The sequence below is a fragment of the Sutcliffiella horikoshii genome, assembly GCF_020524325.1.
Classification (GTDB): Bacteria; Bacillota; Bacilli; order Bacillales; family Bacillaceae_I; genus Sutcliffiella_A; species Sutcliffiella_A horikoshii_D.
This window is the reverse complement of record NZ_JAIVKY010000009.1, coordinates 302,012-327,273: the sequence shown is the minus strand read 5'-3', so window position 1 is coordinate 327,273 and position 25,262 is coordinate 302,012. Positions and strand designations below refer to the sequence as shown.

21 protein-coding genes and 1 riboswitch are annotated in these 25,262 nt (G+C 45.1%); of the genes, 19 read left to right on the top strand and 2 right to left on the bottom strand.

Features of this window, described 5'->3' with window-relative positions:
* The first annotated feature begins 75 nt into the window (after positions 1 to 75).
* From LC091_RS16220 to LC091_RS16185, 8 genes are all read left to right on the top strand, one after another.
* Entirely contained in the window at positions 76 to 1,092 is a 1,017-nt protein-coding gene (locus LC091_RS16220) for a DUF3048 domain-containing protein (RefSeq protein WP_226683061.1), read from the top strand.
* Between the two features lie 27 nt (positions 1,093 to 1,119).
* The gene (locus LC091_RS16215; RefSeq protein ID WP_060664037.1) at positions 1,120 to 1,431 is read left to right on the top strand and encodes a YerC/YecD family TrpR-related protein; all 312 of its coding nucleotides are present in this window, start codon (positions 1,120 to 1,122) and stop codon (positions 1,429 to 1,431) included.
* Between the two features lie 164 nt (positions 1,432 to 1,595).
* Positions 1,596 to 2,282 carry a heptaprenylglyceryl phosphate synthase gene (locus LC091_RS16210; protein ID WP_226683102.1) on the top strand — a complete coding sequence of 229 codons (687 nt, stop codon included), beginning with the start codon at positions 1,596 to 1,598 and terminating at the stop codon, positions 2,280 to 2,282.
* A gap of 238 nt (positions 2,283 to 2,520) precedes the next feature.
* On the top strand, positions 2,521 to 4,827 hold the full coding sequence (gene pcrA / locus LC091_RS16205; RefSeq protein WP_226683060.1) for a DNA helicase PcrA: 2,307 nt from the start codon (positions 2,521 to 2,523) through the stop codon (positions 4,825 to 4,827).
* A gap of 34 nt (positions 4,828 to 4,861) precedes the next feature.
* Positions 4,862 to 6,868 carry an NAD-dependent DNA ligase LigA gene (ligA, locus tag LC091_RS16200; protein WP_226683059.1) on the top strand — a complete coding sequence of 669 codons (2,007 nt, stop codon included), beginning with the start codon at positions 4,862 to 4,864 and terminating at the stop codon, positions 6,866 to 6,868.
* A 12-nt stretch (positions 6,869 to 6,880) separates the two neighbouring features.
* On the top strand, positions 6,881 to 8,032 hold the full coding sequence (locus tag LC091_RS16195) for a CamS family sex pheromone protein (protein ID WP_226683058.1): 1,152 nt from the start codon (positions 6,881 to 6,883) through the stop codon (positions 8,030 to 8,032).
* A gap of 290 nt (positions 8,033 to 8,322) precedes the next feature.
* Entirely contained in the window at positions 8,323 to 9,867 is a 1,545-nt protein-coding gene (pruA, locus tag LC091_RS16190; RefSeq protein ID WP_226683057.1) for an L-glutamate gamma-semialdehyde dehydrogenase, read from the top strand.
* A gap of 349 nt (positions 9,868 to 10,216) precedes the next feature.
* Positions 10,217 to 10,885 (top strand): DUF4397 domain-containing protein, encoded by a 669-nt coding sequence (locus LC091_RS16185; RefSeq protein ID WP_226683056.1) that lies wholly within the window; start codon positions 10,217 to 10,219, stop codon positions 10,883 to 10,885.
* Between the two features lie 47 nt (positions 10,886 to 10,932).
* On the opposite strand, the gene putP is transcribed toward LC091_RS16185, so the two are convergent.
* The gene (putP, locus tag LC091_RS16180) at positions 10,933 to 12,441 is read right to left on the bottom strand and encodes a sodium/proline symporter PutP (RefSeq protein WP_226683055.1); all 1,509 of its coding nucleotides are present in this window, start codon (positions 12,439 to 12,441) and stop codon (positions 10,933 to 10,935) included.
* A gap of 509 nt (positions 12,442 to 12,950) precedes the next feature.
* Here putP and gatC point away from each other — a divergent pair.
* From gatC to gatB, 3 genes are read left to right on the top strand one after another with little or no spacing between them, the layout of a single operon-like run.
* The gene (gene gatC / locus LC091_RS16175) at positions 12,951 to 13,241 is read left to right on the top strand and encodes an Asp-tRNA(Asn)/Glu-tRNA(Gln) amidotransferase subunit GatC (RefSeq protein ID WP_088016902.1); all 291 of its coding nucleotides are present in this window, start codon (positions 12,951 to 12,953) and stop codon (positions 13,239 to 13,241) included.
* Between the two features lie 22 nt (positions 13,242 to 13,263).
* Positions 13,264 to 14,721, top strand: coding sequence for an Asp-tRNA(Asn)/Glu-tRNA(Gln) amidotransferase subunit GatA (gene gatA, locus LC091_RS16170; RefSeq protein ID WP_226683054.1), 1,458 nt, complete (start codon positions 13,264 to 13,266; stop codon positions 14,719 to 14,721).
* A gap of 11 nt (positions 14,722 to 14,732) precedes the next feature.
* Positions 14,733 to 16,163, top strand: coding sequence for an Asp-tRNA(Asn)/Glu-tRNA(Gln) amidotransferase subunit GatB (gene gatB, locus LC091_RS16165; RefSeq protein ID WP_226683053.1), 1,431 nt, complete (start codon positions 14,733 to 14,735; stop codon positions 16,161 to 16,163).
* A gap of 224 nt (positions 16,164 to 16,387) precedes the next feature.
* Here the strand turns inward: gatB and LC091_RS16160 are convergent, their stop codons facing one another.
* On the bottom strand, positions 16,388 to 17,290 hold the full coding sequence (locus LC091_RS16160) for a M15 family metallopeptidase (protein WP_226683052.1): 903 nt from the start codon (positions 17,288 to 17,290) through the stop codon (positions 16,388 to 16,390).
* Between the two features lie 253 nt (positions 17,291 to 17,543).
* On the opposite strand from LC091_RS16160, the gene LC091_RS16155 reads away from it, so the two are divergent.
* The 8 genes from LC091_RS16155 to sat all read left to right on the top strand — a co-directional run bounded on the left by LC091_RS16155 (position 17,544) and on the right by sat (position 25,253).
* Positions 17,544 to 18,062 carry a hypothetical protein gene (locus tag LC091_RS16155; RefSeq protein WP_226683051.1) on the top strand — a complete coding sequence of 173 codons (519 nt, stop codon included), beginning with the start codon at positions 17,544 to 17,546 and terminating at the stop codon, positions 18,060 to 18,062.
* A 12-nt stretch (positions 18,063 to 18,074) separates the two neighbouring features.
* Complete coding sequence (locus LC091_RS16150) at positions 18,075 to 19,610, top strand: flotillin family protein (protein ID WP_226683050.1); 1,536 nt, start codon at positions 18,075 to 18,077, stop codon at positions 19,608 to 19,610.
* Positions 19,611 to 19,883: 273 nt separating this feature from the next.
* Positions 19,884 to 20,804 (top strand): diacylglycerol kinase, encoded by a 921-nt coding sequence (locus tag LC091_RS16145; RefSeq protein ID WP_226683049.1) that lies wholly within the window; start codon positions 19,884 to 19,886, stop codon positions 20,802 to 20,804.
* A 160-nt stretch (positions 20,805 to 20,964) separates the two neighbouring features.
* Entirely contained in the window at positions 20,965 to 21,465 is a 501-nt protein-coding gene (locus tag LC091_RS16140) for a hypothetical protein (RefSeq protein WP_226683048.1), read from the top strand.
* Between the two features lie 120 nt (positions 21,466 to 21,585).
* Positions 21,586 to 21,690: riboswitch (SAM riboswitch) on the top strand.
* 56 nt (positions 21,691 to 21,746) lie between these two features.
* Positions 21,747 to 21,908: a YezD family protein gene (locus tag LC091_RS16135; RefSeq protein ID WP_082380749.1), complete on the top strand. Its 162-nt coding sequence runs from the start codon at positions 21,747 to 21,749 to the stop codon at positions 21,906 to 21,908.
* Positions 21,909 to 22,028: 120 nt separating this feature from the next.
* Positions 22,029 to 22,745, top strand: a complete 717-nt coding sequence (locus LC091_RS16130) for a phosphoadenylyl-sulfate reductase (protein WP_226683047.1) — start codon at positions 22,029 to 22,031, stop codon at positions 22,743 to 22,745.
* Between the two features lie 30 nt (positions 22,746 to 22,775).
* On the top strand, positions 22,776 to 23,846 hold the full coding sequence (locus tag LC091_RS16125) for an inorganic phosphate transporter (RefSeq protein WP_226683046.1): 1,071 nt from the start codon (positions 22,776 to 22,778) through the stop codon (positions 23,844 to 23,846).
* A gap of 255 nt (positions 23,847 to 24,101) precedes the next feature.
* The gene (gene sat / locus LC091_RS16120; protein ID WP_226683045.1) at positions 24,102 to 25,253 is read left to right on the top strand and encodes a sulfate adenylyltransferase; all 1,152 of its coding nucleotides are present in this window, start codon (positions 24,102 to 24,104) and stop codon (positions 25,251 to 25,253) included.
* The last annotated feature ends 9 nt before the right edge of the window (positions 25,254 to 25,262 follow it).

The window sequence follows — 25,262 nt, the reverse complement described above, 5'->3', positions numbered from 1 at the left end:
GTATGTAAAATTACTAAAGGTTGTGTTTATGTAAGGATGAGTAGTAAAAAGATGTTGTTATTGTTGGTAAGCCTCATGCTTATGTTAGCGGGTTGTCAATCCAATAACGAAAAGAATGTTGATTCTAGTCAAGAGCAAAGCGAAGAGCCAACGGAAGTAACGATAGAAGAGGAAGAGCAGGTGGCGACAGAGGTTTCCGAACTGAAGGAGCAAGCACCGTTAACTGGGGAAATGGTGGAAGAGAAAGTAGATGCCCGTCCGGTTGCGGTGATGGTGAATAATGATATAAAAGCAAGGCCGCAGTCTGGTTTGCATAAAGCAGATATCGTGTATGAAGTGCTGGCAGAAGGCGATATTACAAGACTCCTTGCCATTTTTCACAGTGAAATGCCGGAAACTGTCGGCCCTGTCCGAAGCTCAAGAGCATATTTTGTAGATTTGGCAAAAGGCTATGACCCATTGTATGTGTTTCACGGTTGGAGTCCTGGTGCCAAAGAGAAGATCCAAGCAGGAGAAGTGGATGGAATTAACGGCCTGACCTATGACGGAACGCTTTTCAAACGGGCGAGTTTCCGCAAGGCCCCGCATAACTCCTATATCAGCGCTGAAAATATTCAAAAAGGCGCAGAGCAACTGAACTATGCGACACAAGCGGAGGTAGAACCTTTCACCTTTTTTAAAAAAGGACAGATTAATCCTTATGAAGGTACCGCTTCAGAACAAGTGAAAATTGAATACTCATCCAGACAGGCAACACATGTTGAATATAGATACGATCCGGAGAAAAAAGCATATGTTCGCTACAGCGGCGGTGTGAAGCACACAGACCTTGATACAGAGGAAGAGATTGTGGCTCATAATGTGTTCTTGGTAGAAGCGTCTCATGTTGTAGTAGATAAACAAGGTAGAAGGGACATCGATATAACTTCAGGCGGCAAAGGGGTGCTCATTCAACATGGAGAGCGTTTCGATGTGGAATGGAAATCGGTGGACGGCAAGATCCTTCCCTACAAAAATGGCGAACAGGTCCCACTTGTCCCGGGCAAAACGTGGATTCAAATTATTCCCGATTTTGAAAAAGTCATATACTAGTCTTAATTAGCAAAGGAGAAATCAATCATGCAAATCAATAAACTACGCGGAAAAGAACTGGATCAACTTTTTGAATCTATTCTTTCTTTAAAAGACATGGAAGAGTGCTATCGATTTTTTGATGACCTCTGTACCATCAATGAAATCCAATCTTTGGCACAACGCCTAGAGGTGGCAAGAATGCTGAGAGAAGGTTTCACGTATCATAAAATCGAAACAGAAACTGGTGCAAGCACAGCGACAATCTCCCGTGTGAAACGTTGCCTGAACTACGGTAACGATGCTTACGAAATGGCGCTTGAGCGTATTGCAGAAGAAAAGAAAACAGAAGAAGTATAAAGGATGGCCCACTACATAGGTGGGCTATTTTTTATGAGCAAAAGTTTATAAGGAAAAAGGTCGTAACTTCCAGTCGACAATCTCCGTTTCTCTTTTTCGTATTAGCCGGGATTTTGCTATAATAGGGGAATGGAAAATTAGAATGGGGGACGTTTGCAGTGTTAATGGAAATACGTGAGTGGAAGCACGTTTTTAAATTGGATCCTAATAAAGAGATATCGGACGAAGATTTAGAGCTTGTGTGTGAATCTGGCACAGATGCAATTCTAGTCGGAGGTACGGACGGGGTCACATTGGACAATGTGCTGAGTCTGATGAGCAGGGTGCGCAGATATTCCTTGCCATGTGCATTGGAGGTTTCCACCATTGAATCGGTCACACCGGGATTTGACTTTTATTTTATCCCAAGTGTGTTGAACAGTAGAAAAACAGAATGGGTCACAGACCTTCATATAGAGGCGCTAAAAGAGTACGGCGATATCATGAACTGGGAGGAAATCGTGGCAGAAGGATACTGTATCCTTAATGCCGATTGCAAGGCGGCTCGATTGACTGAAGCAAAAACGGACCTCGACAAAGAAGATGTCATCGCATATGCAAGACTGGCGGAGAAAATGTTTAATCTGCCTATCTTTTACTTAGAATATAGTGGTACGTACGGGGACGTGGAAATGGTCCAGGCGGCAAAACAAACCTTAGAAAAAACGCAACTATTCTACGGAGGCGGCATCTCCACAGCGGAACGCGCCAAAGAAATGGCAGCCCACGCCGACACCGTAATAGTCGGCAACGCCGTATACGATAACTTAAAAGAAGCACTGAAGACAGTCGACGCTGTGAAAAATAAGTAGTGCCAAGAAATTCTAGCTGTTGATTGGAGCACAGGGAGAAGACTCCAGAGGGAGATAGCGGTAGGTGGAGACCTCGCAGGCGAAGCTGAGGAGGCTCCAGCACCGCCCCTAGGAAAGCGAAGCCCAGTGCGGAAATCAACAGCGGTGAATGCAAAGATTCTAAAATTAATAGTAATTCACTACACATTTTAGTATGATAGGAAATAAGAACATATGTTTGTTGGGACGGTGAAAAAATATGCAATATCTAAGTCAAAGGCTTCTTGAGGGCCTGAACCCCATGCAAAAAGAAGCAGTGAAAAAAACGGACGGACCTTTACTTATCATGGCCGGAGCGGGAAGTGGAAAAACAAAGGTGCTTACGCATCGAATCGCCTACCTGATGGCCGAAAAACAAGTCGCACCATGGAATATTCTTGCGATCACTTTTACAAACAAAGCGGCCCGTGAAATGAAAGAGCGTGTGGAAAAGCTGCTCGGACCGGCTGCAGAAGACATCTGGATCTCCACATTTCACTCCATGTGTGTACGAATCCTTCGCCGCGACATTGACCGCATCGGAATTAACCGTAATTTTACCATCCTTGATACGACCGACCAGCTGTCTGTCATCAAGAATATATTAAAAGACCGCAATATTGATCCAAAGAAGTTTGAACCGAGAACAATCCTAGGTACCATCAGCTCGGCAAAAAATGAACTGATGAATCCAGAACAATATGCAAAACAGCCACTTGGACCTTATGAGCAGCAAGTTGCAGAGATCTATACCGACTATCAAAAGAGATTGAAAAAGAACCAAGCGCTTGATTTTGACGATTTAATCATGACGACCATCCACCTCTTTAAACGTGTACCGGAAGTGCTTGAGTACTACCAACGCAAGTTTCAGTACATCCATGTGGACGAGTATCAAGATACGAATAGAGCGCAATATACGTTAGTTAACCTTATGGCGGATCGCCTGAAAAATTTATGTGTCGTAGGGGACTCTGATCAGTCCATCTATCGCTGGCGCGGTGCTGATATCGCCAATATCCTTTCTTTTGAAAAAGATTACCCGAACGCCGAAGTCGTGATGCTTGAGCAAAATTACCGTTCAACAAAACGTATTCTAGAAGCGGCAAACAGGGTGATAGAAAACAATATTGGCCGTAAAAAGAAGAACCTTTGGACAGAAAACGATGAAGGGCAAAAAATCATTCATTATCAAGCTGATTCTGAGAAATCGGAAGCACAGTTTGTGGTCGGAAAAATGCGTGAACTGATGCGACAAGACCCAACACGCACGCTTGGCGACTTTGCGATTTTGTATCGTACAAATGCCCAGTCTCGTGTGATGGAGGAAATGCTCCTCATGTCCAACATCAACTATACGATCGTCGGCGGGACCAAGTTCTACGACAGAAAAGAAATCAAGGATATCCTGGCGTATCTTCGCCTGATTGCCAATCCTGACGACGACATCAGCTTGCAACGGATTGTGAACGTACCGAAACGTGGCATTGGAGCAACAACCGTAGATAAGATTGCCAATTACGCAGCCCAACATGATATTTCCATCTACACGGCGCTGGCAGAGGTGGACCTGATTGGTGTCAGCGGCCGAGCTACTTCCCAATTGAAGGAATTCCGTTCGCTGATTGAAGGGTATGTGCAAATGCAAGAGTACATCTCTGTGACGGAACTTGTGGAAGAGGTTCTTGAAAAGTCAGGCTATCGTGAAATGTTGAAAGCCGACAAAACGATTGAATCGCAAAGCAGACTGGAAAACATCGATGAGTTCTTGTCTGTTACGAAGAATTTTGAAGAAAAGTATGATGACAAGAGCTTGGTTGCTTTCCTTACGGACCTGGCGCTTGTTGCGGATATTGATAAATTGGACGAGGAAGATCCAGCTCAGCAGGAAGGCGTTATTTTAATGACACTTCATGCTGCAAAAGGACTCGAGTTCCCGGTTGTTTTCCTAATCGGAATGGAGGAAGGGGTATTCCCTCACAGCCGTTCCCTGTTTGAAGAAGCAGAGATGGAAGAGGAACGCCGCCTGGCTTATGTGGGAATCACACGTGCTGAACAGCAACTGTTCATTACAAATGCCCAGATGCGGACGTTGTTCGGACGTACGAACATCAACCCACCTTCCCGTTTTATAAAAGAAATACCGGAAGAGTTACTTGAAAGCGAAGAAAACAAAGAAGCGGCATCCCGCCAAACGCCATTTGGTGGACGCGGGTCAAGTTTTGGAGGCGGCTCTGCGTCACCATTTGGAGGTAGTTCAGCTGCTGGAAGAACAAGGGCGGCAAGTCCTGCTTCCCAAACGGCACGACGTACCACAGCCCCATCCCGAGGTCTAACCGCAACAGGCGGAGAGAATTTAGACTGGATGGTAGGAGACAAGGCGGAACATAAAAAATGGGGAGTCGGAACCGTTGTCAGCGTCAAAGGTGACGGAGACAACAAGGAGCTCGACATTGCCTTCCCAAGCCCAACAGGCATCAAACGCCTATTGGCTAAATTTGCCCCTGTAACGAAGGTTCAACAATAGATGACAACCGCCAAAAAAGAAAGGACGACATTGCATGGAAAGAGAACAAGCTGAAAAACGGGTTCGCGAGTTGCATGATGTGCTGAACCAATATAATTATGAATATCATGTGCTGGACAAACCGTCCGTTTCAGATGCCGAATATGACTCTCTTTTACAAGAGCTTTTAACGCTTGAAAAGGAGCATCCAGACCTGCAGACAGAAGACTCTCCGACCCAGCGTGTAGGAGGAAATATTCTTGAGATGTTCAACAAGGTCGAGCACCGTACCCCGATGCTCAGCCTTGGCAATGCCTTCAACGAAGATGACTTGCGTGATTTCGACCGCCGTGTCAAACAGGCTGTCGGCGATGATGTGACATATGTGTGCGAGCTGAAGATTGACGGTCTTGCCGTGTCCTTGCGCTATGAGGATGGCCTTTTCGTTCTTGGCGCGACCCGTGGGGATGGAACAACTGGTGAGGACATCACCATGAACCTCAAAACCATTAAATCCATTCCATTGCGTTTAAAAGAACCGGTAACGATGGAGGTTCGCGGCGAAGCATATATGCCTAAGAATTCTTTTGAAAAGTTGAATGAGGCGAAGATGGAGCGCGAAGAAGAGCCGTTTGCCAACCCTCGAAATGCGGCAGCGGGTTCCCTTCGTCAGCTTGATCCCAAGATTGCTGCGTCCCGTAACTTGTCCGTGTACGTTTATAGCCTTGCTGACGCGGGAGAAGCAGGTGTGGATTCCCACAGTGAGGGCTTAGATTACTTAGATAAACTCGGCTTTAAAACAAATACAGAAAGAAAAGTATGCTCGTCGATTGAAGAAGTTTTGGAATATGTCACAGCTTGGCACACAAAACGCCCGGATCTGTCGTATGATATAGACGGTATCGTTATTAAAGTGGATAACACCGAACACCAGGAACAGCTTGGTTTTACGGCCAAAAGTCCGAGATGGGCCATTGCTTACAAGTTCCCGGCAGAGGAAGTGACCACGAAGCTTCTCGATATCGAGCTAAATATCGGCCGTACAGGCGTGGTGACACCAACCGCTATCCTTGAACCTGTGCGTGTAGCAGGCACAACGGTTCAGCGCGCGTCTTTACATAATGAAGACCTCATCCGTGAAAAGGACATCAAGCTTGGAGATACCGTCATCGTTAAAAAAGCCGGAGATATCATTCCAGAAGTTGTGAATGTATTGGTCGAGCAGCGAACAGGCGAAGAACGCAATTTTGCGATGCCAACACACTGCCCAGAATGTGAGAGCGAGCTTGTCCGCATTGAAGGGGAAGTGGCGTTGCGTTGCATCAACCCGAAATGTCCGGCACAAATTCGTGAGGGATTGATTCACTTTGTATCCCGCAATGCCATGAACATCGATGGCCTGGGCGAAAAGGTGATTGCACAACTTTTCCGTGAGAACTTAATTGAAGACGTAGCAGACCTTTATAAATTAACAAAAGATCAGCTTCTGGAGCTCGAGCGAATGGGCGAAAAGTCTGCAGATAACTTGATCTCAGCTATTGAAAAAACGAAGGACAACTCTCTAGAGCGTCTTCTGTTTGGACTTGGAATTCGCCTTGTTGGAGCGAAAGCAGCCAAAACATTGGCACAGGAATTTGATCATATGGACAAACTTGCAAGCTTGACGAAAGAAGAGCTGACTGCGATTCATGAAATCGGAGACAAGATGGCGGACTCCATTGTGACCTATTTTGAACAGCCTGAAGTGACAGAATTGCTTTCAGAGTTAAAAGAACTTGGCGTCAACATGGCTTATAAAGGACCAAAACCTGTAAGTGCCGAAGATGTAGATTCCTATTTTGCAGGAAAAACGATTGTCCTGACAGGGAAGCTTGAAGAGATGTCCCGAAATGATGCGAAAGCCGCCATTGAGCAACTTGGCGGAAAAGTGACGGGTAGCGTCAGCAAGAACACTCATCTCGTTATAGCTGGAGAAGAAGCCGGTTCCAAGCTAACGAAAGCTCAGGAGCTTGGAATAGAAGTTTGGAACGAAGCACAAATGCTTAAGGAAATACAATCATAAGAGGTGTTGGAAGTGAAAAGGTTTTTGTCGTTGCTCCTTGTTGTTTCTCTTTTTGCCACCGGATGTGTGCCTGGCTTCGAGAAGCAGGAAGAAGTGGTACAAGATCCAGCGCAGCAGGAAAACACGGAACAAGCTATTGTTCCTAGATATAAAATTTCAGATGACTACTACCAAACCATTCTTCCTTACAAGCCCGGGGAAACCCGCGGTCAAATCGCCCCGCGCCTAAACAGCCGGGTCGATGTGGAGGAATTGGAAACCGGATTGATGAGAATGGCCCAGGAGGTATTCCCTTCTGACAAATTTTTGTATCAGGAAGGGCAGTATATTAAGCGCGATACGATAAGAAGCTGGTTAGGGCGAGTAGATCCTGAAGATGAGGAAAAGCCTGGGTTAAATCCCCCGTTAATTCGTGGTGTGGATACAGAAGATACGAACGAAAAAAGTCCCATCTACCTTGCACATATCCAAGAACAAAACTATCTAATCCGTAAAGGAGAAGATCAGGTGGAACTTGGCGGTGTTTCCATTGGAATTGCCTTGAACTCTGTTCATTATTATAATTTAACAGATGAAGAAGGCGGTTATCCGAGGGAATATGTGATTCCAGATGACGAACTTGAAGCCGAGGGGAAAAAAATAGCCGAAGAAGTTATCAAAAGAGTCCGTGGCATGAAAGGTCTGGAAAATGTACCAATTATAATTGGTCTATATAAACAGAGTCCAGCCAATTCCGTTGTTCCTGGAAGCTTTATCGCAAAAGCAAATGTGTCAAAAGGCGACAACTCGATTGGGAAATGGGAAGAAGTGAACGAAGAATATCATCTTTTCCCAAACAGTGATACGACGGAATTATACCGTGATGACGCCGTTCGATTCGAGAATTTCAAGCTCGACATTGACGACTATTTTCCAAACCATACAGGTGTCATCGGAAAAGGTTATTACCGCGATGGTGAACTCCAACAACTTTCGATAGAAGTGAATATGGAGTTTAACGGAAAAGCCGAGTTGATCGGTTTTACTCAGTATGTAACGGGGCTGGTGGTAGAACACTTCCCGAACTATATTAATCTACAAGTATCCATTTCTTCCATTAGTGGAGAGGAAGCGTTGATTGTAAGGGATGCCGGTTCAGAAAAACCGTTTGTTCATATCTATTAATTTTGAAAGAACCTACTATTCTATATGGGATAGTGGGTTTTTTTGAGTTGTGAAGGGAGGGACCACGGGTTGATTGTGATTTTTTCAGAGGTTATTGTAACTTTCTTCAACCTTATTGTGACTTTTACAAAAAAGCACAAAGACATACCTGTCCACATTCGACGCACTCTTATAGTCCCTCCATTATTTTCTTCCTATTAGAATATAAACAATATTTGAAAGACTAGTAATGATAGGGTAGAATGAGAATTGTATGCAAGCGCTTTAGAATGCAAAGGAGGGCGAATGTAATGGTATTACCTTACAAACATGAACCATTTACTGATTTCACTAAAGAGGAAAACAAACAAGCTTATCTTGAAGGCTTGAAACTAGTGGACTCTTATTTAGGACAAGATTACGACTTAGTTATTGGTGGAGAGCGTGTTACGACAGAAGATAAAATCGTATCCGTGAACCCTGCAAATAAAGAAGAGGTTATTGGTCGTGTGTCAAAGGCGGATCGTGACTTGGCTGAAAAAGCGATGCAAGTTGCTGACGAAACGTTCAAAACGTGGCGTAAAGTGAAGCCTGAAGTAAGAGCAGACATCTTGTTCCGTGCGGCAGCAATCATTCGCCGTCGTAAGCACGAATTCTCTGCACTTTTAACAAAAGAAGCAGGGAAGCCTTGGAATGAAGCGGATGCGGATACAGCGGAAGCAATTGATTTCCTTGAGTACTATGCGCGTCAAATGCTGAAACTAAAAGACGGTATGCCTTTAGAGAGCCGCGTTGGCGAATACAACCGCTATAACTATATTCCACTAGGTGTAGGTGTCATCATCTCTCCTTGGAACTTCCCATTTGCAATCATGGCTGGTACTGCAGTAGCGGCGATTGTAACGGGTAACACAGTACTATTGAAGCCTGCGTCTACAACTCCTGTTGTTGCGGCTAAATTCGTAGAAGTAATGGAAGAGGCTGGACTGCCTGCTGGTGTGCTTAACTTTGTACCAGGTAGCGGCGCGGAAGTAGGGGACTACCTAGTAGACCACCCACGCACTCGCTTCATCTCGTTCACTGGATCTCGTGACGTTGGTCTACGAATCTATGAGCGTGCTTCTAAAGTGAACCCTGGCCAAATCTGGCTAAAGCGTGTAATCGCTGAAATGGGTGGAAAAGATACGATTGTGGTAGACAGCGAGGGCGACCTTGAGTTGGCAGCACAATCCATCGTAAAATCTGCATTCGGATTCTCCGGTCAAAAATGCTCTGCGTGCTCCCGTGCGGTAATCGTAGAAGATGTGTATGATCAAGTATTAAACCGTGCAGTAGAATTAACAAAAGAATTGACAGTTGGCGACCCGACAGAAAACCACTACATGGGACCTGTTATCGACCAAGCTGCATTTGATAAAGTAATGAAATATGTTGCTATCGGAAAAGAAGAAGGACGCATTCTTGCAGGTGGAGAAGGAGACAACTCCAAAGGATTCTTCGTTCAGCCGACAATCGTTGCAGACGTAGACCCAGAAGCTCGCCTGATGAAAGAAGAGATCTTCGGACCAGTTGTAGCATTCGCAAAAGCAAAAGACTACAATCATGCGCTTGAAATTGCGAACAACACAGAGTACGGCTTGACTGGAGCGGTTATCACAAACAACCGCGAAAAAATCGAGCAAGCTCGTGAAGACTTCCACGTTGGTAACCTTTACTTCAACCGTGGATGCACAGGTGCAATCGTTGGATACCAACCATTCGGCGGATTCAACATGTCTGGAACGGACTCCAAAGCGGGCGGTCCTGACTACCTATTGCTTCACTTACAAGCAAAAACAACATCTGAAACGTTGTAATAGTTATAATAGAAGGAAGCTGATGCCTGGTTGGGTATCGGCTTCTTTTTTGGTGGTGGGGGATGGGAGTGTACCATAAAAGCACTTTGGCACGAACTTAGCTGGTTTTGGCACCAACTCGCATCATTTTGGCACGAACTCAACCCATTTTGGCACGAACTCAACCCATTTAGGCATCAACTCGCTCTGTTTCGGCACGAACTCGGTCGAGTACTACTTAAACTCCATTAAAAATCAGCTAAAAACAACTGAATACCTAAACTTTATTGTTACATTTTTACATATTTTCCACACAAACCTTTCATACTAACATATGTGTTTAAATCTAAGTATGAAAAGGAGACATAAAATGAAGAAATTCCTTAGTATTTTAACAGTGTTGTTGTTTGTTTTAGGTGGAATGAGCAACTTGGCTGCGGCGAATGCGAATACGGGCAGCAAGCAAGATGCACAAGTAAGGATTTTACATGCTTCCCCTGACGCGCCGGCAGTGGACGTCTATGTGGATGGAAATGTGGCGGTAGAGGGTGCGAAGTTTAAAGATGCTACTGATTACTTAATGCTTCCAGCAGGTCCGCATAAAGTAGAAATCTTTCCTGCAGGGAAAAAAGATCAGCCGGTTATTGCTCAGCAACTTGAAGTAGAAGGTGGCAAGGCATACACAGTAGCGGCTGTTAACAAGCTTGCGAACCTTGAGATGATTGCTGTAGAGGATACTAGAAAAGCACCTAAAGGAAAAGCGTTCACACGCGTTGGTCACCTTTCTCCAGATGCTCCACAAGTGGATGTAGGTGTAATTAAAGGAGATACGGTCTTCAGTGAACTTTCTTTTAAAGACATTTCCGTTTATCAGGAACTTGAGCCAGGAACATACGATTTGGAAATCAGAACACCTGATAAAAAACAGGTTCTAGATCTTTCTGGAACAAAGCTTGAAAAAGACACAGTGTACAGTGTTTTTGCAGTAAATACAGCTGATAAATTAGAAGTAATTGTGTTGGTGGATAGCGAGAAGTAAACAAAAAAGAGAACCCGTCCAAGTGAACGGGTTCTCTTTTGTATAAATTAATCTTCTTTATTTGTTTCTGTTTCCATTGTTTCTTCCATTTCCGTAAAGCCTTCACGTACTTTTTTACGTGGGAAGTTTGTAAGATAACTTACAACAACTACGGCAATTGTACTTAGGATGAATCCTGGAATAATCTCATATAAGAAATCTGTCAGCGGTTCGCCGTTGATTGTGAATGGACCATAGATCCATAATAGTACCGTGATAGTACCTACTAGCATACCTGCAAGTGCACCCCAACGGTTCATACGTTTCCAGTAAAGACTTAGGATTACTACTGGACCAAATGCGGCACCAAATCCTGCCCATGCGTTACCTACAAGGTTAAGAATGGTATCGTTTGGTGTCAGAGATAGCGCGATTGCTACAAGAGCAACGATAAGAACGGAGATACGTCCAATCAACACAAGCTCTTTATCTGATGCTTCACGACGTAAGAATGTTTTATAAAAGTCTTCTGTCAGCGCACTAGATGTAACAAGTAGCTGAGAAGAGATGGTACTCATGATAGCAGCCAAGATTGCAGCAAGTAAGAATCCACTGATAAGTGGGTGGAACAAGAATTGAGAGAACACAATAAAGATTGTTTCTGCATCAGCTAATTCCATTCCTGTACGGTTTACGTAGGCAATACCTACAAAACCTGTTGCCATCGCACCGATAATAGAAACGATCATCCAGCTCATTCCGATACGGCGAGCTGCTTTAAAATCACGAATCGATTTGATTGCCATAAATCGAACGATGATATGTGGTTGTCCAAAGTACCCAAGTCCCCAAGCAAGTAAGGAAATAATTCCAAGGACGGTCGTTCCTTTAAAGAAATCAAGGTAAGTTGGGTCGATAGCACGTACTTCATCAAGTGTTACACCAACGCCGCCTAAATCTGTAAAAGCAACAATCGGTACTAGTACCAAGGCAAGTAGCATGATGACACCTTGTACAAAGTCAGTTAAACTAACCGCCAAGAATCCTCCGAACAATGTATAAGCGACAACGACACCAGCTGTTACGAATAAGCCTGTTCTATAGTCTAATCCAAATGCACTGTCAAATAGTGTACCACCGGAAACTAAACCAGAGGATGTATAGAGTGTGAAGAAAATGATGATAACAATCGCAGATACGAAGCGTAAAATACGAGTTCCATCATAAAAGCGGTTTTCAAAGAAATCTGGGATTGTAATGGAGTCATTCGCAGTTTCTGTATAAACCCTTAAACGAGGTGCAACGACCAAATAGTTCACATATGCTCCTACTGCCAATCCGATTGCAATCCACATGCTTGATACACCGGATGCATACATAGCACCTGGCAGACCCATAAGCATCCAACCACTCATATCAGATGCCCCGGCAGATAGTGCAGTTACTCCAGGTCCTAATTGACGTCCACCAAGCATATAGCCTGAAATATCGTCGGTAGATGTTTTATAGGCATATAAACCTATTCCTAGCATGACGATAAAATAAAGTGCTAGGGAAATAAATACTCCTGTTTCCACAATATCAACTCCTAAATTATAATTAAATTTGTTTGTACATCAGCAATTTCGGCGCCCCAAATTGCTCTCATAACGGTTACGAGTATCTAAGCTAACAAAGTATTTCCCTTTATTCAAGCGATTGAAACCTTTTTCAATAGGAAGAAAAACACGCTACCCCTTGATACAATGGGCATACTTCCCACTTGACAATTAATTAAAGTAAAACTATTCAGAATTATCTAACACGTAATATTGCTGTAATATTTTCAACTCTACTCACCATCACTCTTCCCAGAATGCCCACTTATTTTTCCACAAAAAAATCGAAACATACCACACCCAAAACAAAAACGTTTATAGAGAGGGAGAGGGGGGATCTTTAGTGCGCTAACGCAGTGAGGGTCAGACCCCTCTTTACCCAACTAAAGAAATTTCCGCCAATATCCCGTGAGAATTGCTTGTGGGGGTTAAAGTTTAGTATGATAGGGGTATTGTGCAAGTTCGATTTTTTGCGGAGGTGAAAGAGGATGTCACGTATTTCGGAGGATCAGGTGAAGCATGTGGCGCATTTGGCCCGTCTTGCGATCAGCGAGGATGAGGCGGTTATGTTCACAAGTCAATTAGATGCAATTATTTCATTCGCGGAGAAGCTGAATGAATTAGATACAGAAAATGTTCAACCAACTTCTCATGTTCTACATATGAAGAATGTCATGAGGGAAGATGTTGCGAAAGATGGCCTGCCGGTTGATGAGGTATTGAAAAATGCCCCAGACCACAAAAACGGCCAGATTCGCGTACCAAGCATTATTGAATAGGAAAGAGTAAGGAGGGAACCCCATGTCATTGTTTGATAAAAAGCTATCGGAATTACATAGCCTTTTACATAAAAAAGAAATCACCGTAACTGACCTCGTTGATACATCCTACAAACGAATCAACGAAGTCGACGATAAGGTGCAAGCATTCCTGACACTTGATGAAGAGAATGCCCGTAAATATGCAAAAGTTCTTGACCAAGCATTAGGACTAGAAAAGGACCATGGCCTATTATTCGGTCTTCCAATTGGTGTGAAGGATAACATCGTCACAAAAGGCATTCGCACTACAGCTGCGAGTAAAATCCTTGGTGACTTTAACCCAATCTACAATGCAACAGTGGTAGAAAAGCTGAACCAAGCGGAATCCGTCACCATCGGGAAAATAAATATGGACGAGTTTGCCATGGGATCTTCCAATGAAAACTCGGCCTTTGCGGCGACGAAAAACCCTTGGGACCTTGAACGTGTTCCAGGTGGATCAAGCGGTGGATCTGCAGCTGCTGTAGCAGCAGGGGAAGTATTTTTCTCCCTTGGCTCTGATACAGGTGGATCAATTCGTCAACCTGCAGCTTTTTGCGGAGTTGTCGGCCTAAAACCTACCTATGGACGCGTTTCCCGTTACGGTCTGATCGCATTTGCATCATCCCTTGACCAAATCGGTCCAATTACGCGTACAGTAGAAGATAATGCCTACCTTTTACAAGCGATCTCTGGACTGGATCCAATGGATTCCACGTCTGCAAACGCCGATGTACCGGACTTCCTTTCCAGCCTGACAGGAGATATCAAAGGGCTGAAAATCGGTGTGCCAAAAGAGTATCTGGCAGAAGGCGTGAGCGAAGAGGTACGCCAATCTGTTAAAGATGCACTGAAAGTTTTAGAAGGACTAGGCGCAACATGGGAAGAAGTTTCCCTGCCTCACTCCCAATACGCTTTAGCAACGTACTATCTATTGTCATCATCAGAAGCATCCGCAAACCTTGCTCGTTTTGACGGCGTTCGTTATGGCTACCGCACGGACAATGCGAAGAACCTTATTGAGATGTACAAGCAGACGCGCAGCGAAGGTTTCGGACCTGAAGTGAAGCGCCGTATTATGCTTGGAACTTACGCGTTGAGCGCAGGGCATTATGATGCTTATTATGTAAAAGCACAAAAGGTTCGTACGTTGATCAAGCAGGATTTCGAAGACGTGTTTGAAAAATATGATGTTATCATCGGACCAACTACGCCGACTCCAGCATTTAAAGTGGGCGAAAACACGAAGGATCCACTTACGATGTATGCAAATGATATTCTGACCATCCCAGTCAACCTTGCTGGCGTACCGGGAATTTCTGTACCGGCAGGATTTGTGGACGGACTGCCAGTAGGTTTGCAGATCATCGGAAATCATTTTGACGAGAGCACCATTTACCGCGTTGCCCATGCGTTTGAGCAAGCAACCGACCATCATAAAAAGAAGCCACAGCTGTAAGGGGTGAAAACATGAATTTTGAAACGATTATTGGTCTTGAAGTGCACGTAGAATTGAAAACAAAATCAAAAATTTTCTCGGCAAGTCCAAACGAATTCGGTGCAGAACCGAACTCCAACACAAGTGTTGTGGAACTTGGCTATCCGGGAACGCTGCCTGTCCTGAACAAACAGGCGGTGGAATACGCGATGAAGGCAGCAATGGCCCTGAATTGTGAGGTCGCAACCGACACGAAATTTGACCGTAAGAATTACTTTTATCCGGACAACCCGAAGGCTTATCAGATCTCTCAGCATGATAAACCAATCGGCGAAAACGGCTGGATTGATATAGAAGTGAACGGGGAGAAGAAGCGCATTGGCATCACGCGCCTGCACTTGGAAGAAGATGCAGGAAAGCTGATGCACACAGGCGACGGCTATTCCCTTGTTGACTATAACCGCCAAGGAACACCGCTTGTGGAAATCGTATCGGAACCTGATATCCGCACTCCGGAAGAGGCGTATGCTTACTTGGAAAAATTAAAGTCCATCATTCAATACACGGGAGTTTCCGATTGTAAAATGGAAGAAGGATCGTTGCGCTGTGATGCGAACATTTCCTTACGTCCAATCGGCCAAAAGGAATTTGGTACGAAAGCGGAATTGAAAAACCTGAACTCTTTCAACTTTGTCCAAAAAGGACTGGAGCATGAAGTTGTTCGCCAAGAGCAGGTTCTATTATCTGGCGGAGTGATCGAGCAGGAAACACGCCGTTATGACGAAGCGACGAAAAAGACGATTCTGATGCGTGTAAAAGAAGGGTCCGACGACTACCGTTACTTCCCGGAGCCAGATCTTGTGGCACTTCATATTGATGATGACTGGAAAGAGCGCGTTCGCGCAGACATCCCGACTCTTCCGGATGAGCGCAAAAAGCGTTACGTTGAAGAGCTTGGACTTCCTGCATACGACGCTCAAGTTCTGACCATCACGAAAGAAATGTCCGATTTCTTCGACGGGACAGTAGAAGCAGGTGCTGACGCGAAGCTAGCTTCCAACTGGCTGATGGGTGAGGTTTCTGCTTACCTGAATGCCGAGAGCAAAGAGCTTGATGACACCGCCTTGACTCCAGAAGGACTTGCAGGCATGATCAAGCTTCTTGAAAAAGGAACGATTTCATCTAAAATTGCTAAGAAAGTTTTCAAAGAACTCATTGAAAACGGCGGCGACGCGGAGAAAATCGTGAAAGACAAAGGCTTAGTCCAAATTTCGGACGAAGGCACGCTTCGTAAAATGGTCGGTGAAACATTGGATGCAAATCCTAAATCCGTCCAGGACTACAAAGAAGGAACAGAACGTGCCATCGGCTTCCTTGTCGGCCAGATCATGAAAGCCTCCAAAGGCCAGGCAAACCCGCAAATGGTGAACAAGATCTTGATTGAGGAAATTAAGAAGCGATAAGTAATTTGAGATACAAGCAGGACCCCGGAGGTTGATAGTGGGGTCCTGTTTTTTTTTGCTGGAGAGGGTGTCGATGTGTGTCGAATGGCGTTTATTTACTCTGATTTGATTGATAAAATGTAAACTTGGTTGATAAATAAAAAACTTGGTTGATAAAACCCCTTAGTGACATACGAACACACAAAAAAAGAGCCGCAAATGCGCACTCTCCACACTCTAATCACCTAAAACTCCCTCACATCCCCCATATATTCCTCAAACGTAAGCCCCTTCGTATAAATCTCCCCAGCAATGTCCACTCCAACATACCTAAAGTGCCACGGCTCGAACGCATAACCCGTAATATTAGTTTTCCCTTTCGGATAGCGCAAAATAAAGCCATAATGATGGGCATTCGAAGCAAGCCACTTGCCTTCTGCTGTACCTTCAAATGCCTCCACTAATTCCAGCCCCACACTCTTTGCGGTAACATCCATCGCAAGTCCAGTCTGATGTTCGCTTGTCCCAGGCAGTGCCACGTAGAGTACGGCCTGCTCATAACCGAATGTAGCTACCTCATTTTTGAAAATAGCCTCCTGTGTTTCATACGAACGGAAGCCGGAACGCGCATAAAGCTCGATACCTTCACCTTTTGCGACATTAAACATAACCTCAAGCGACTCAGCTGCTTCTGCCCGCAGCTTCGAACGGTCACTATTTTCGTCACCAAAAGAAAAAGGCACATTCGGCTTGATCAAATCAGCTGGACGGTAACCTTCAGGGAGTGACCAGAACTTATTGACCATGACATTCATAGCACCAGGGTTGGCGACAACAGGAATCGCTTCAGGCTCCGTTGAATCCCCAGGCTCCTCTGGCTTTTCCTCGTCTGCCGGCTCCACAGGTTGCTCCTCGTCCGCAGGATCTTCCGTATCGTTGTCCGCTGCGGCCACTTCCTCGCCAGCGTCCGGTTCTTTTTCAAAAAAAACATCCCAATCCATATCGTAATCTGCCATTTGCGGTACCGCCATTTTAGTGGTATGCGGCGTACCGATCAACACTTCTTTTTCCTCTAATAAACTATCAAAGCTCGTACAACCTGCCAACACACTCAGGCTCACTCCGCAAACAATCCCTTTTTTTAGCATAACTAATAGTTTTCCCCTTTTATATGGTTTATGATGGAATAGGTAAAAGTTTGTAAATTCCTACTATTATTTTACACCTAACATCTTCCTAGAAAAAGGTAGAAAAATAGAAATGTTTTTGAAACCTTTAGGATAATGGACCCGTATATAATAGCGGAAGGAAATTTTGGAAGGAAGATCAGGGACCCAAAGGGAATTGCCTTCAATACAACAGGAAAGGAAACGATGGCTTATGACGATGTTTGGATTGGACATGATGACACTCTACTTTTGGTGCCTCATCATCTTTGGCGGCTTGACGCTGATCTACATTTTATTATCTGACGTAGTGGACGGAATATTCGATGCGTTCCCTATTGATCCAGCTCTTATTTTTTCATTTTTCACTGTGTTTGGAGCAACAGGCTATTTAGTTGAAAAATATTCGCCGCTATCAGGATTGCTTGTGTTGGCCATTGCCACCGTCCTTGCACTTCTACTAGTCACTTTGCTTCACATCTTTGTTTTTGTACCAATCAGGTCTGCCGATTCTTCACTCGGTTATACGGACGATGACTTAAAAGGAAAGCTTGCACGAGTCATCATCTCCGTGCCGAAAGACGGGTTCGGGGAAGTGGTACTGAGCATTGGGGGAAGCACCGTTTCACGATCTGCACAGAGCTTTGAAAATGAGGAAATCCCTTATGATACGGAAGTCCTGATCATTGATGTCCAAACCGGAGTGGTCTCTGTCACTCCATACGAAAAGGTATTAGAAAACTATAATAAATAGGGGGAAGAGAAAATGGGTGAAATGTTTATTATCATTGGTGCCGTCGTCGCACTGATTTTCGTCCTGATCGTTGTTTTCGTAGCACGCTACAAAACAGTTGGTCCAGATGAAGCGCTAATCATCACAGGTAGCTACCTTGGTGGAAAAAATGTCCACACAGACGAAGCAGGAAACAGAATTAAGATTGTACGAGGTGGCGGTGCGTTCATCGTGCCGGTATTCCAACAATCAGAGCCATTGAGCTTGCTATCTATTAAACTAGATGTAAAAACGCCGGAAGTTTACACAGAGCAAGGCGTTCCGGTAATGGCGGACGGAACAGCGATTATCAAGATTGGCAATTCCATCGGCGACATCGCAACAGCTGCCGAGCAATTTTTAGGAAAAAGAAAAGAGGACCTGGAAAACGAAGCGCGTGAAGTACTAGAAGGTCACCTTCGTTCGATCCTAGGTTCCATGACAGTAGAAGAAATCTATAAAAATCGTGAAAAGTTCTCGCAAGAAGTACAACGCGTTGCCTCTCAGGATTTAGCGAAAATGGGATTAATCATCGTATCCTTCACCATTCGCGATATCCGCGACAGCAACGGATACTTAGAATCTCTTGGTAAACCACGTATTGCGCAAGTTAAGCGTGACGCAGATATTGCAACGGCGGAAGCGGATAAAGAAACTCGTATCAAGCGTGCCGAAGCGGCTAAAGACGCACAACGCGCTGAGCTTGAGCGTGCGACGGAAATCGCAGAAGCGGAAAAAACCAACCAAATGAAGGTTGCCGAGTACCGCCGCGAGCAAGACATCGCGAAAGCCCGTGCCGACCAAGCGTACCACCTAGAGGAGGCACGTGCGAAACAAGAAGTAACCGAGCAACAGATGCAGATCCAAATCATCGAGCGTCAAAAGCAAATTGAGCTTGAGGAAAAAGAGATCCTGCGTCGTGAGCGTCAATACGACTCCGAAGTTAAGAAGAAAGCCGATGCAGACCGTTACTCTGTGGAGCAGGCTGCAGCAGCTGATAAAGCAAAACAAATGGCAGAAGCGGATGCTAACAAATACCGTATCGAAGCAATGGCCAAAGCAGAAGCGGAAAAAGTACGTATCGACGGTCTTGCGATTGCCGATGCACAAAGAGCGCAAGGGGAATCCGAAGCGGAAGTTATCCGCCTGAAAGGTCTTGCAGAGGCAGAAGCGAAAGAAAAGATTGCAGAAGCATTCGAACAGTTCGGTCAAGCGGCTATCCTAGACATGATTATCAAAATGCTTCCTGAATACGCGAAGCAAGTTGCAGCTCCTCTTGGCAACATCGATAAGATCACGGTTGTGGACACTGGCGGAAGCGGTGAAAACAGTGGTGCCAACAAAGTGACTGGCTACGCAACAAACCTGATGTCCACGCTTCAAGAATCTTTGAAGGCGTCATCTGGAATTGATGTAAAAGAACTGATTGAAAACTTCTCCGGAAAAGCAAACGTGCGTCACAGCATCGACAGCTTAACGAGCGAAATTGCTACGAGCAAAAAGAGCGAAGAGAAGAAAACAGAAGAATAAGTGAGTTGTGTACCCCCATCTGCAGCTGCTACTTTTGAGAAGTGGTGGTGCGGTTGGGGGTTTTATTTTGGGAAGGTGCCTGGAAGCAGTTCTCAAAATTTTCATTTTAATTGCATATCCACACTCAAATAGGCTAATATGTTATCAGTAGTGGGTTACAGGTTCACTACTTAGTGGTATTGGTAAATATAACTATTCTATATAACAACAGAGACAGACTACACATAAATATAAAAGAGGGCTTAGTTAAATATACGTTTAGGATGATGGGAAATGAAACGAGCTAGGGTAATATACAATCCAACATCTGGTCGCGAGCTATTCAAAAAGCATCTGCCAGAAGTGTTGGTTCGATTAGAAAAAGCTGGCTATGAAACATCCTGCCATGCAACAACCGGACATGGAGATGCGACAGAAGCAGCTAGGCTTGCAGTTGAACGCAGGTATGACCTTGTGGTGGCAGCTGGTGGAGACGGTACAATCAATGAAGTGGTCAACGGATTGGCAGAACAAGAATATCGTCCACAGCTTGGCATTATTCCTGTAGGAACGACGAACGACTTTGCCAGAGCACTTGACCTCCCGCGCGATGATATTTTAGGTTGTGTCGATGTCATTGCAAAAGGCGTTCCGATGCCAGTGGATATTGGAAAAGCCAATGATCAGTACTTTATGAACATTGCCGGTGGCGGAAAAATGACCGAGCTGTCTTATGAGGTGCCAATCAAAATGAAAACAATGCTTGGCCAGCTTGCCTACTACCTTAAAGGAATCGAGATGCTTCCTTCTATTCGCCCCACAAACGTTACAATCGAATACGATGGAAAAATCTTTGAAGGCGAAATCATGTTGTTCTTAGTTTCCTTATCGAATTCGGTAGGCGGTTTCGAAAAGCTTGCGCCAGACTCCTGCATGAATGACGGAATGTTTGATATGATCATACTCAAAAAAGCAAACATCGCAGACTTCATCCGCATTGCTTCCATGGCATTGCGCGGAGATCATGTGAAAGACGATTTAGTCATCTACACGAAGGCGAACAGGGTAAAAGTAAACACACAAGAGAAAATGCAGCTAAACCTAGACGGCGAGTACGGTGGACTGCTTCCAGGCGAATTCGTCAACCTTTACCGTCATCTTGATGTCCTTGTAACGGAAAAGCGTAAGGAAATAGAAATGGCTAAATGCGAATAGAAATAAGCAGCGGAGAATGAATCCGTTGCTTATTTTTTTTGAAAAATAATGAGGAATCATTTCTCCATAGGAATCTCGCATCATTTTTACTATAATGCAACATATGTTAGGAAAAATATGTTAATGTTGAATAAAATGGATTGCCAGGAGGGGTTTAGGAGTGGTTAAGAAAAAGAGAAATATGTCTTGGATGGTAAGCTTGAAAGGACTAGCCGTTTTGTGTTGTCTCACCATTGTCTTATCCGGCTGTAATATTTTCACACAAACAGATCCCGATCCCGAATTCACCATCTCCTCCACTTCTGTTGGCATGGGCGGGAATGAGTATGAAACGGTGCAGTATGTTCGTTACTCCATGATCCTTACATATAATGATAGTCTGAAAATAGAAGAAGATACGGTGGAGCCCTTACTTGCCGGTTGGCTAGAGGAGCGCATGCTCGACCATGAAATAGAACTGGCAGAGGAAATAGGGGAAGGGCAATTCAAGCTGGAAGGGAAAGTGACATTTGACCCGAACGGATTATCAAAAGTGGATATGGTGAAACTGGAAGAACAAGAAGAAACCGTTCAAGGTGTTTTGTTTGAAACAACATCAGGAGAATCCTATCAAGCGGCCATTATTGATTCAGAAACGAAACTTAAAAAAATTGGGGAATAGAGAGTCGAATAGGACCAACTTCCTGAAAATAAAAAAATCTTAAAAAACAGTCAATAACTTTGTTGACAATTCATATAAGTATGGTAGGATTAATTTTAACAAAAACACAACTTAAATTGACGCTTATCTAGAGCGGCTGAGGGACTGGCCCGTTGAAGCCCGGCAACCTGCGAACAGCAAGGTGCCAATTCCAGCAAAATGGATACCCATTTTGGAAGATAAGGTGCACTTACATACAGGCGCCTTTTCCATATTGGGAAAGGCGTTTTTTATGTGATGAAATGGAGGCGAACCAACTGGCACAGTCGGAATGGGAAGAAGTTGTGACCCACTTGGAAAGAATGCTACAATCTATCAAATTTGGATCTATCACCCTAGTCGTACAGGATGGGAAAGTCATTCAAATAGAAAAAAACGAGAAGGTTCGCCTTCAGAAAAAATAAAACACGCTGACCAGACAAACTGGAGGCGGTCACTTTACATGATGCTTGGCTTGGAATAACCAGCCTGCACATATAAAGAGACTGCCTTTTTTCGTTGGAAAAGAAAGGAGCAGTTACAGCATGACGCAGAAAATAACGTACGAAAATTGGAAGGAGATATCCTCCACCTTCGGAATTGATGTTGACTTAAAAGGAGCGACCGCGGTATTGGAATGGGCATTCGGAGCGTATGAATCCGATGAAATCATTTATGCCTCAAGCTTTGGAGCCGAGGCAGTGGTACTGATCGACCTGATTCAAGAGATAAAGCCAGATGCGCAGATTGTATTTTTAGATACGGATTTGCATTTTCCAGAAACGTATAAAGTCATTGAACAGATTGAAAGTAGATACCCAACTTTGCAGATTGAAAAGAGGAAGCCTTCGCTCACCTTGGATGAGCAAGCCGAAGCACATGGCACTGCTCTTTGGAAAAGAGACCCAGGACAGTGCTGTCATATACGCAAGGTGGAGCCTCTACGAGAAGCGCTCACCCCAAAAAAGGCATGGATATCCGGACTCAGAAGAGAACAGTCCCCAACGCGGGCAAGTACGACCTTCCTGAACCGGGATGAAAAATTTCAAAACATCAAGATTTGTCCGCTCATCCATTGGACATGGGAGGACGTGTGGAATCATATTCGAAGCCGGGGACTTCCCTATAACGAGCTACACGATCATGGCTATCCAAGCATCGGCTGTTTTCCCTGTACACAGGCAGTCGGTGTGGAAGGTGATTCCCGCGCTGGCCGTTGGGCGGGGAGCGGAAAGACGGAGTGCGGACTGCATACAAATTAAGGCTCGCAGTGAAGTGGAGGAGGAAAAAACATGCTAGTTATCATAGCTGTCATCGTTGGTCTATTTTTCGCCATGAATATCGGAGCGAGCGGTGCGGCAGCATCCATGGGAATTGCCTATGGTGCAGGAGTTGTTAAAAGGAAAGTGGCCCTGGTATTGTGCGGGATTGCAGTGTTCTTTGGGGCGTGGCTAGGCGGTGGTGAGGTCGTCAAAACAATGGGTAGCGGAATTGTGCCACAGAGTACCTTTACCGTTGCCATCGCCCTAATTGTGATTGCATCTGCAGCCCTATCTTTATTTTTGGCAAATGTATTCGGCATCCCGCTTTCCACGAGTGAAGTGACGGTCGGGTCGGTTGTCGGCGCTGGAATTGTCTATCAATCGGTGTTTGTTGGAAAGCTCGCCTGGGTCGTTTCGTTCTGGCTGCTCACCCCAGTTATCGCATTTATGCTCGCAATCGGGGCCACCTGGGTGCTGAAAAATAGCGTGATCGATCGATGGGTGAAGTCGTCCCGGGCCGTTCCGATATTGTCTGTGTTGGTCGTTGTCATGGGAGTGTTCGAGGCATTTTCCGCAGGGATGAACAATGTCGCCAATGCGGTGGGACCGCTTGTTGGAGCTGGTATCATGAGCACCGGTCAGGGAATTCTCTGGGGAGGATTGTTTGTTGCATTGGGCGCGCTGCTGCTCGGCACACGTGTCATGGAAACGAACGGTAAGAAAATTACGAAGCTGCGGTTGGAGGAAGGATGCGTCATTTCGGGCACGGGTGCAGGAATCGTCACGGTCGCATCGGTGTTTGGGATCCCCGTGCCGCTGACTCAGATCACGACGTCTTCAATTATCGGGATTGGCTTTGTGAGGCAGGGTCGATCTGTTTTGAAAAAGGACATTGTCGTGCAGCTTCTGGTTGTGTGGGTGGTGTCGCCGGTGTTATCGATGGTACTATCCTACACGCTGATACAGCTGTTGATTGAGCAGAATGTGTATCCAGTGGTTGCGATGATCGGAGTGCTTGTATCCGTGTTAGGGGTGAAGTTTTTGATGCAGCGGTCGGGAGTGGCACCAAAGGCAGCTGTTTCGACAGTGAGTAAGGATTGATGAAGGATTTCTGATCAGGTGGAGGGGAGTGTAGGAGGGCGAAATGGGACCGCCGAGAGCAAATGTCCGAAGTTTTGCCGAAAGTGACCAAAGATTTCCTAAAGTTGATCGAAGTTTTGTTAAAATTGACCGAACAGCAACAAAAAAGAGGTGATTTTGTCCGAACATGTTCTAAAGTTGACCGAACGATTTCAAACTACTAAAAAAACATAGATTTCAACCAAAAATTCCACAAAAAAGCGAGGGAAACAATCAATGACCTTACCAAAACCACACGGCGGCACTCTGGTGCAAGCTTACCAACCAGACTATGACACAACAAACATTACAAAAGAAATCCAAATTGACGCCATCGCACTAAGCGACCTGGAACTAATCGGAGTCGGCCTCTTCAGTCCGCTCACAGGATTCCTCAACAAATCGGACTATGAATCTGTCGTGGAAAAACTGCGATTAGCCAATGGCACCATCTGGTCGGTCCCGGTCACACTGCCTGTCACTAAAGAAGAGGCAAACACCTTACAACAAGGAGAAACCTACAAGCTGACCCATCAACAAACCACTTACGGAGTCATCACCGTCAGCGAATGGTACGAACCAGACCTACAAAAAGAAGCCCGCGAAGTCTACAAAACGGAAGAGCTCGCACACCCTGGAGTCAAACGTTTATTTGAAAGAGGCGACATTTACGTCGCGGGGGAAGTCATCCTTACACAAAAACCAACTAAAGGTGTAGCCCAAGATGTTTGGCTAGAACCAAAAGAAACTCGTGAACTTTTCCAACAAAAAGGCTGGAAAACGGTCGTTGGCTTCCAGACGAGAAATCCTGTCCATCGTGCACACGAATATATCCAGAAAGCAGCACTCGAAACGGTAGATGGACTTTTCCTCAATCCACTAGTGGGCGAGACTAAATCGGATGATATTCCGGCAGACGTCAGGCTGAGAAGCTACCGTGTCCTCCTAGAAAACTACTATCCAACAGATCGTGTCCAACTGGCGGTCTATCCAGCCGCCATGCGATATGCCGGTCCGCGCGAAGCCATTTTTCACGCTATCGCCAGAAAGAATTTTGGCTGCACCCATTTCATTGTGGGGCGGGATCACGCTGGGGTTGGCGATTATTACGGAACCTATGATGCACAATATATTTTTCACCAGTTTACCGAGGAGGAGCTTGGCATCAAGCCATTATTTTTCGAACATAGCTTTTATTGCAATAAATGCGAGGGCATGGCCTCAGATAAAACATGTCCGCACCCTAAAGAAGACAGGGTTATTTTATCCGGAACAAAGGTGAGGGAGCTGCTGAGAGCAGGGGAACTTCCGCCGTCCACCTTCAGCCGAAAAGAAGTCATTGAAGTCTTGATTGATGGGTTAAAACAAGAGAAAACAGCTGCCGTATAAAGGGGGAAA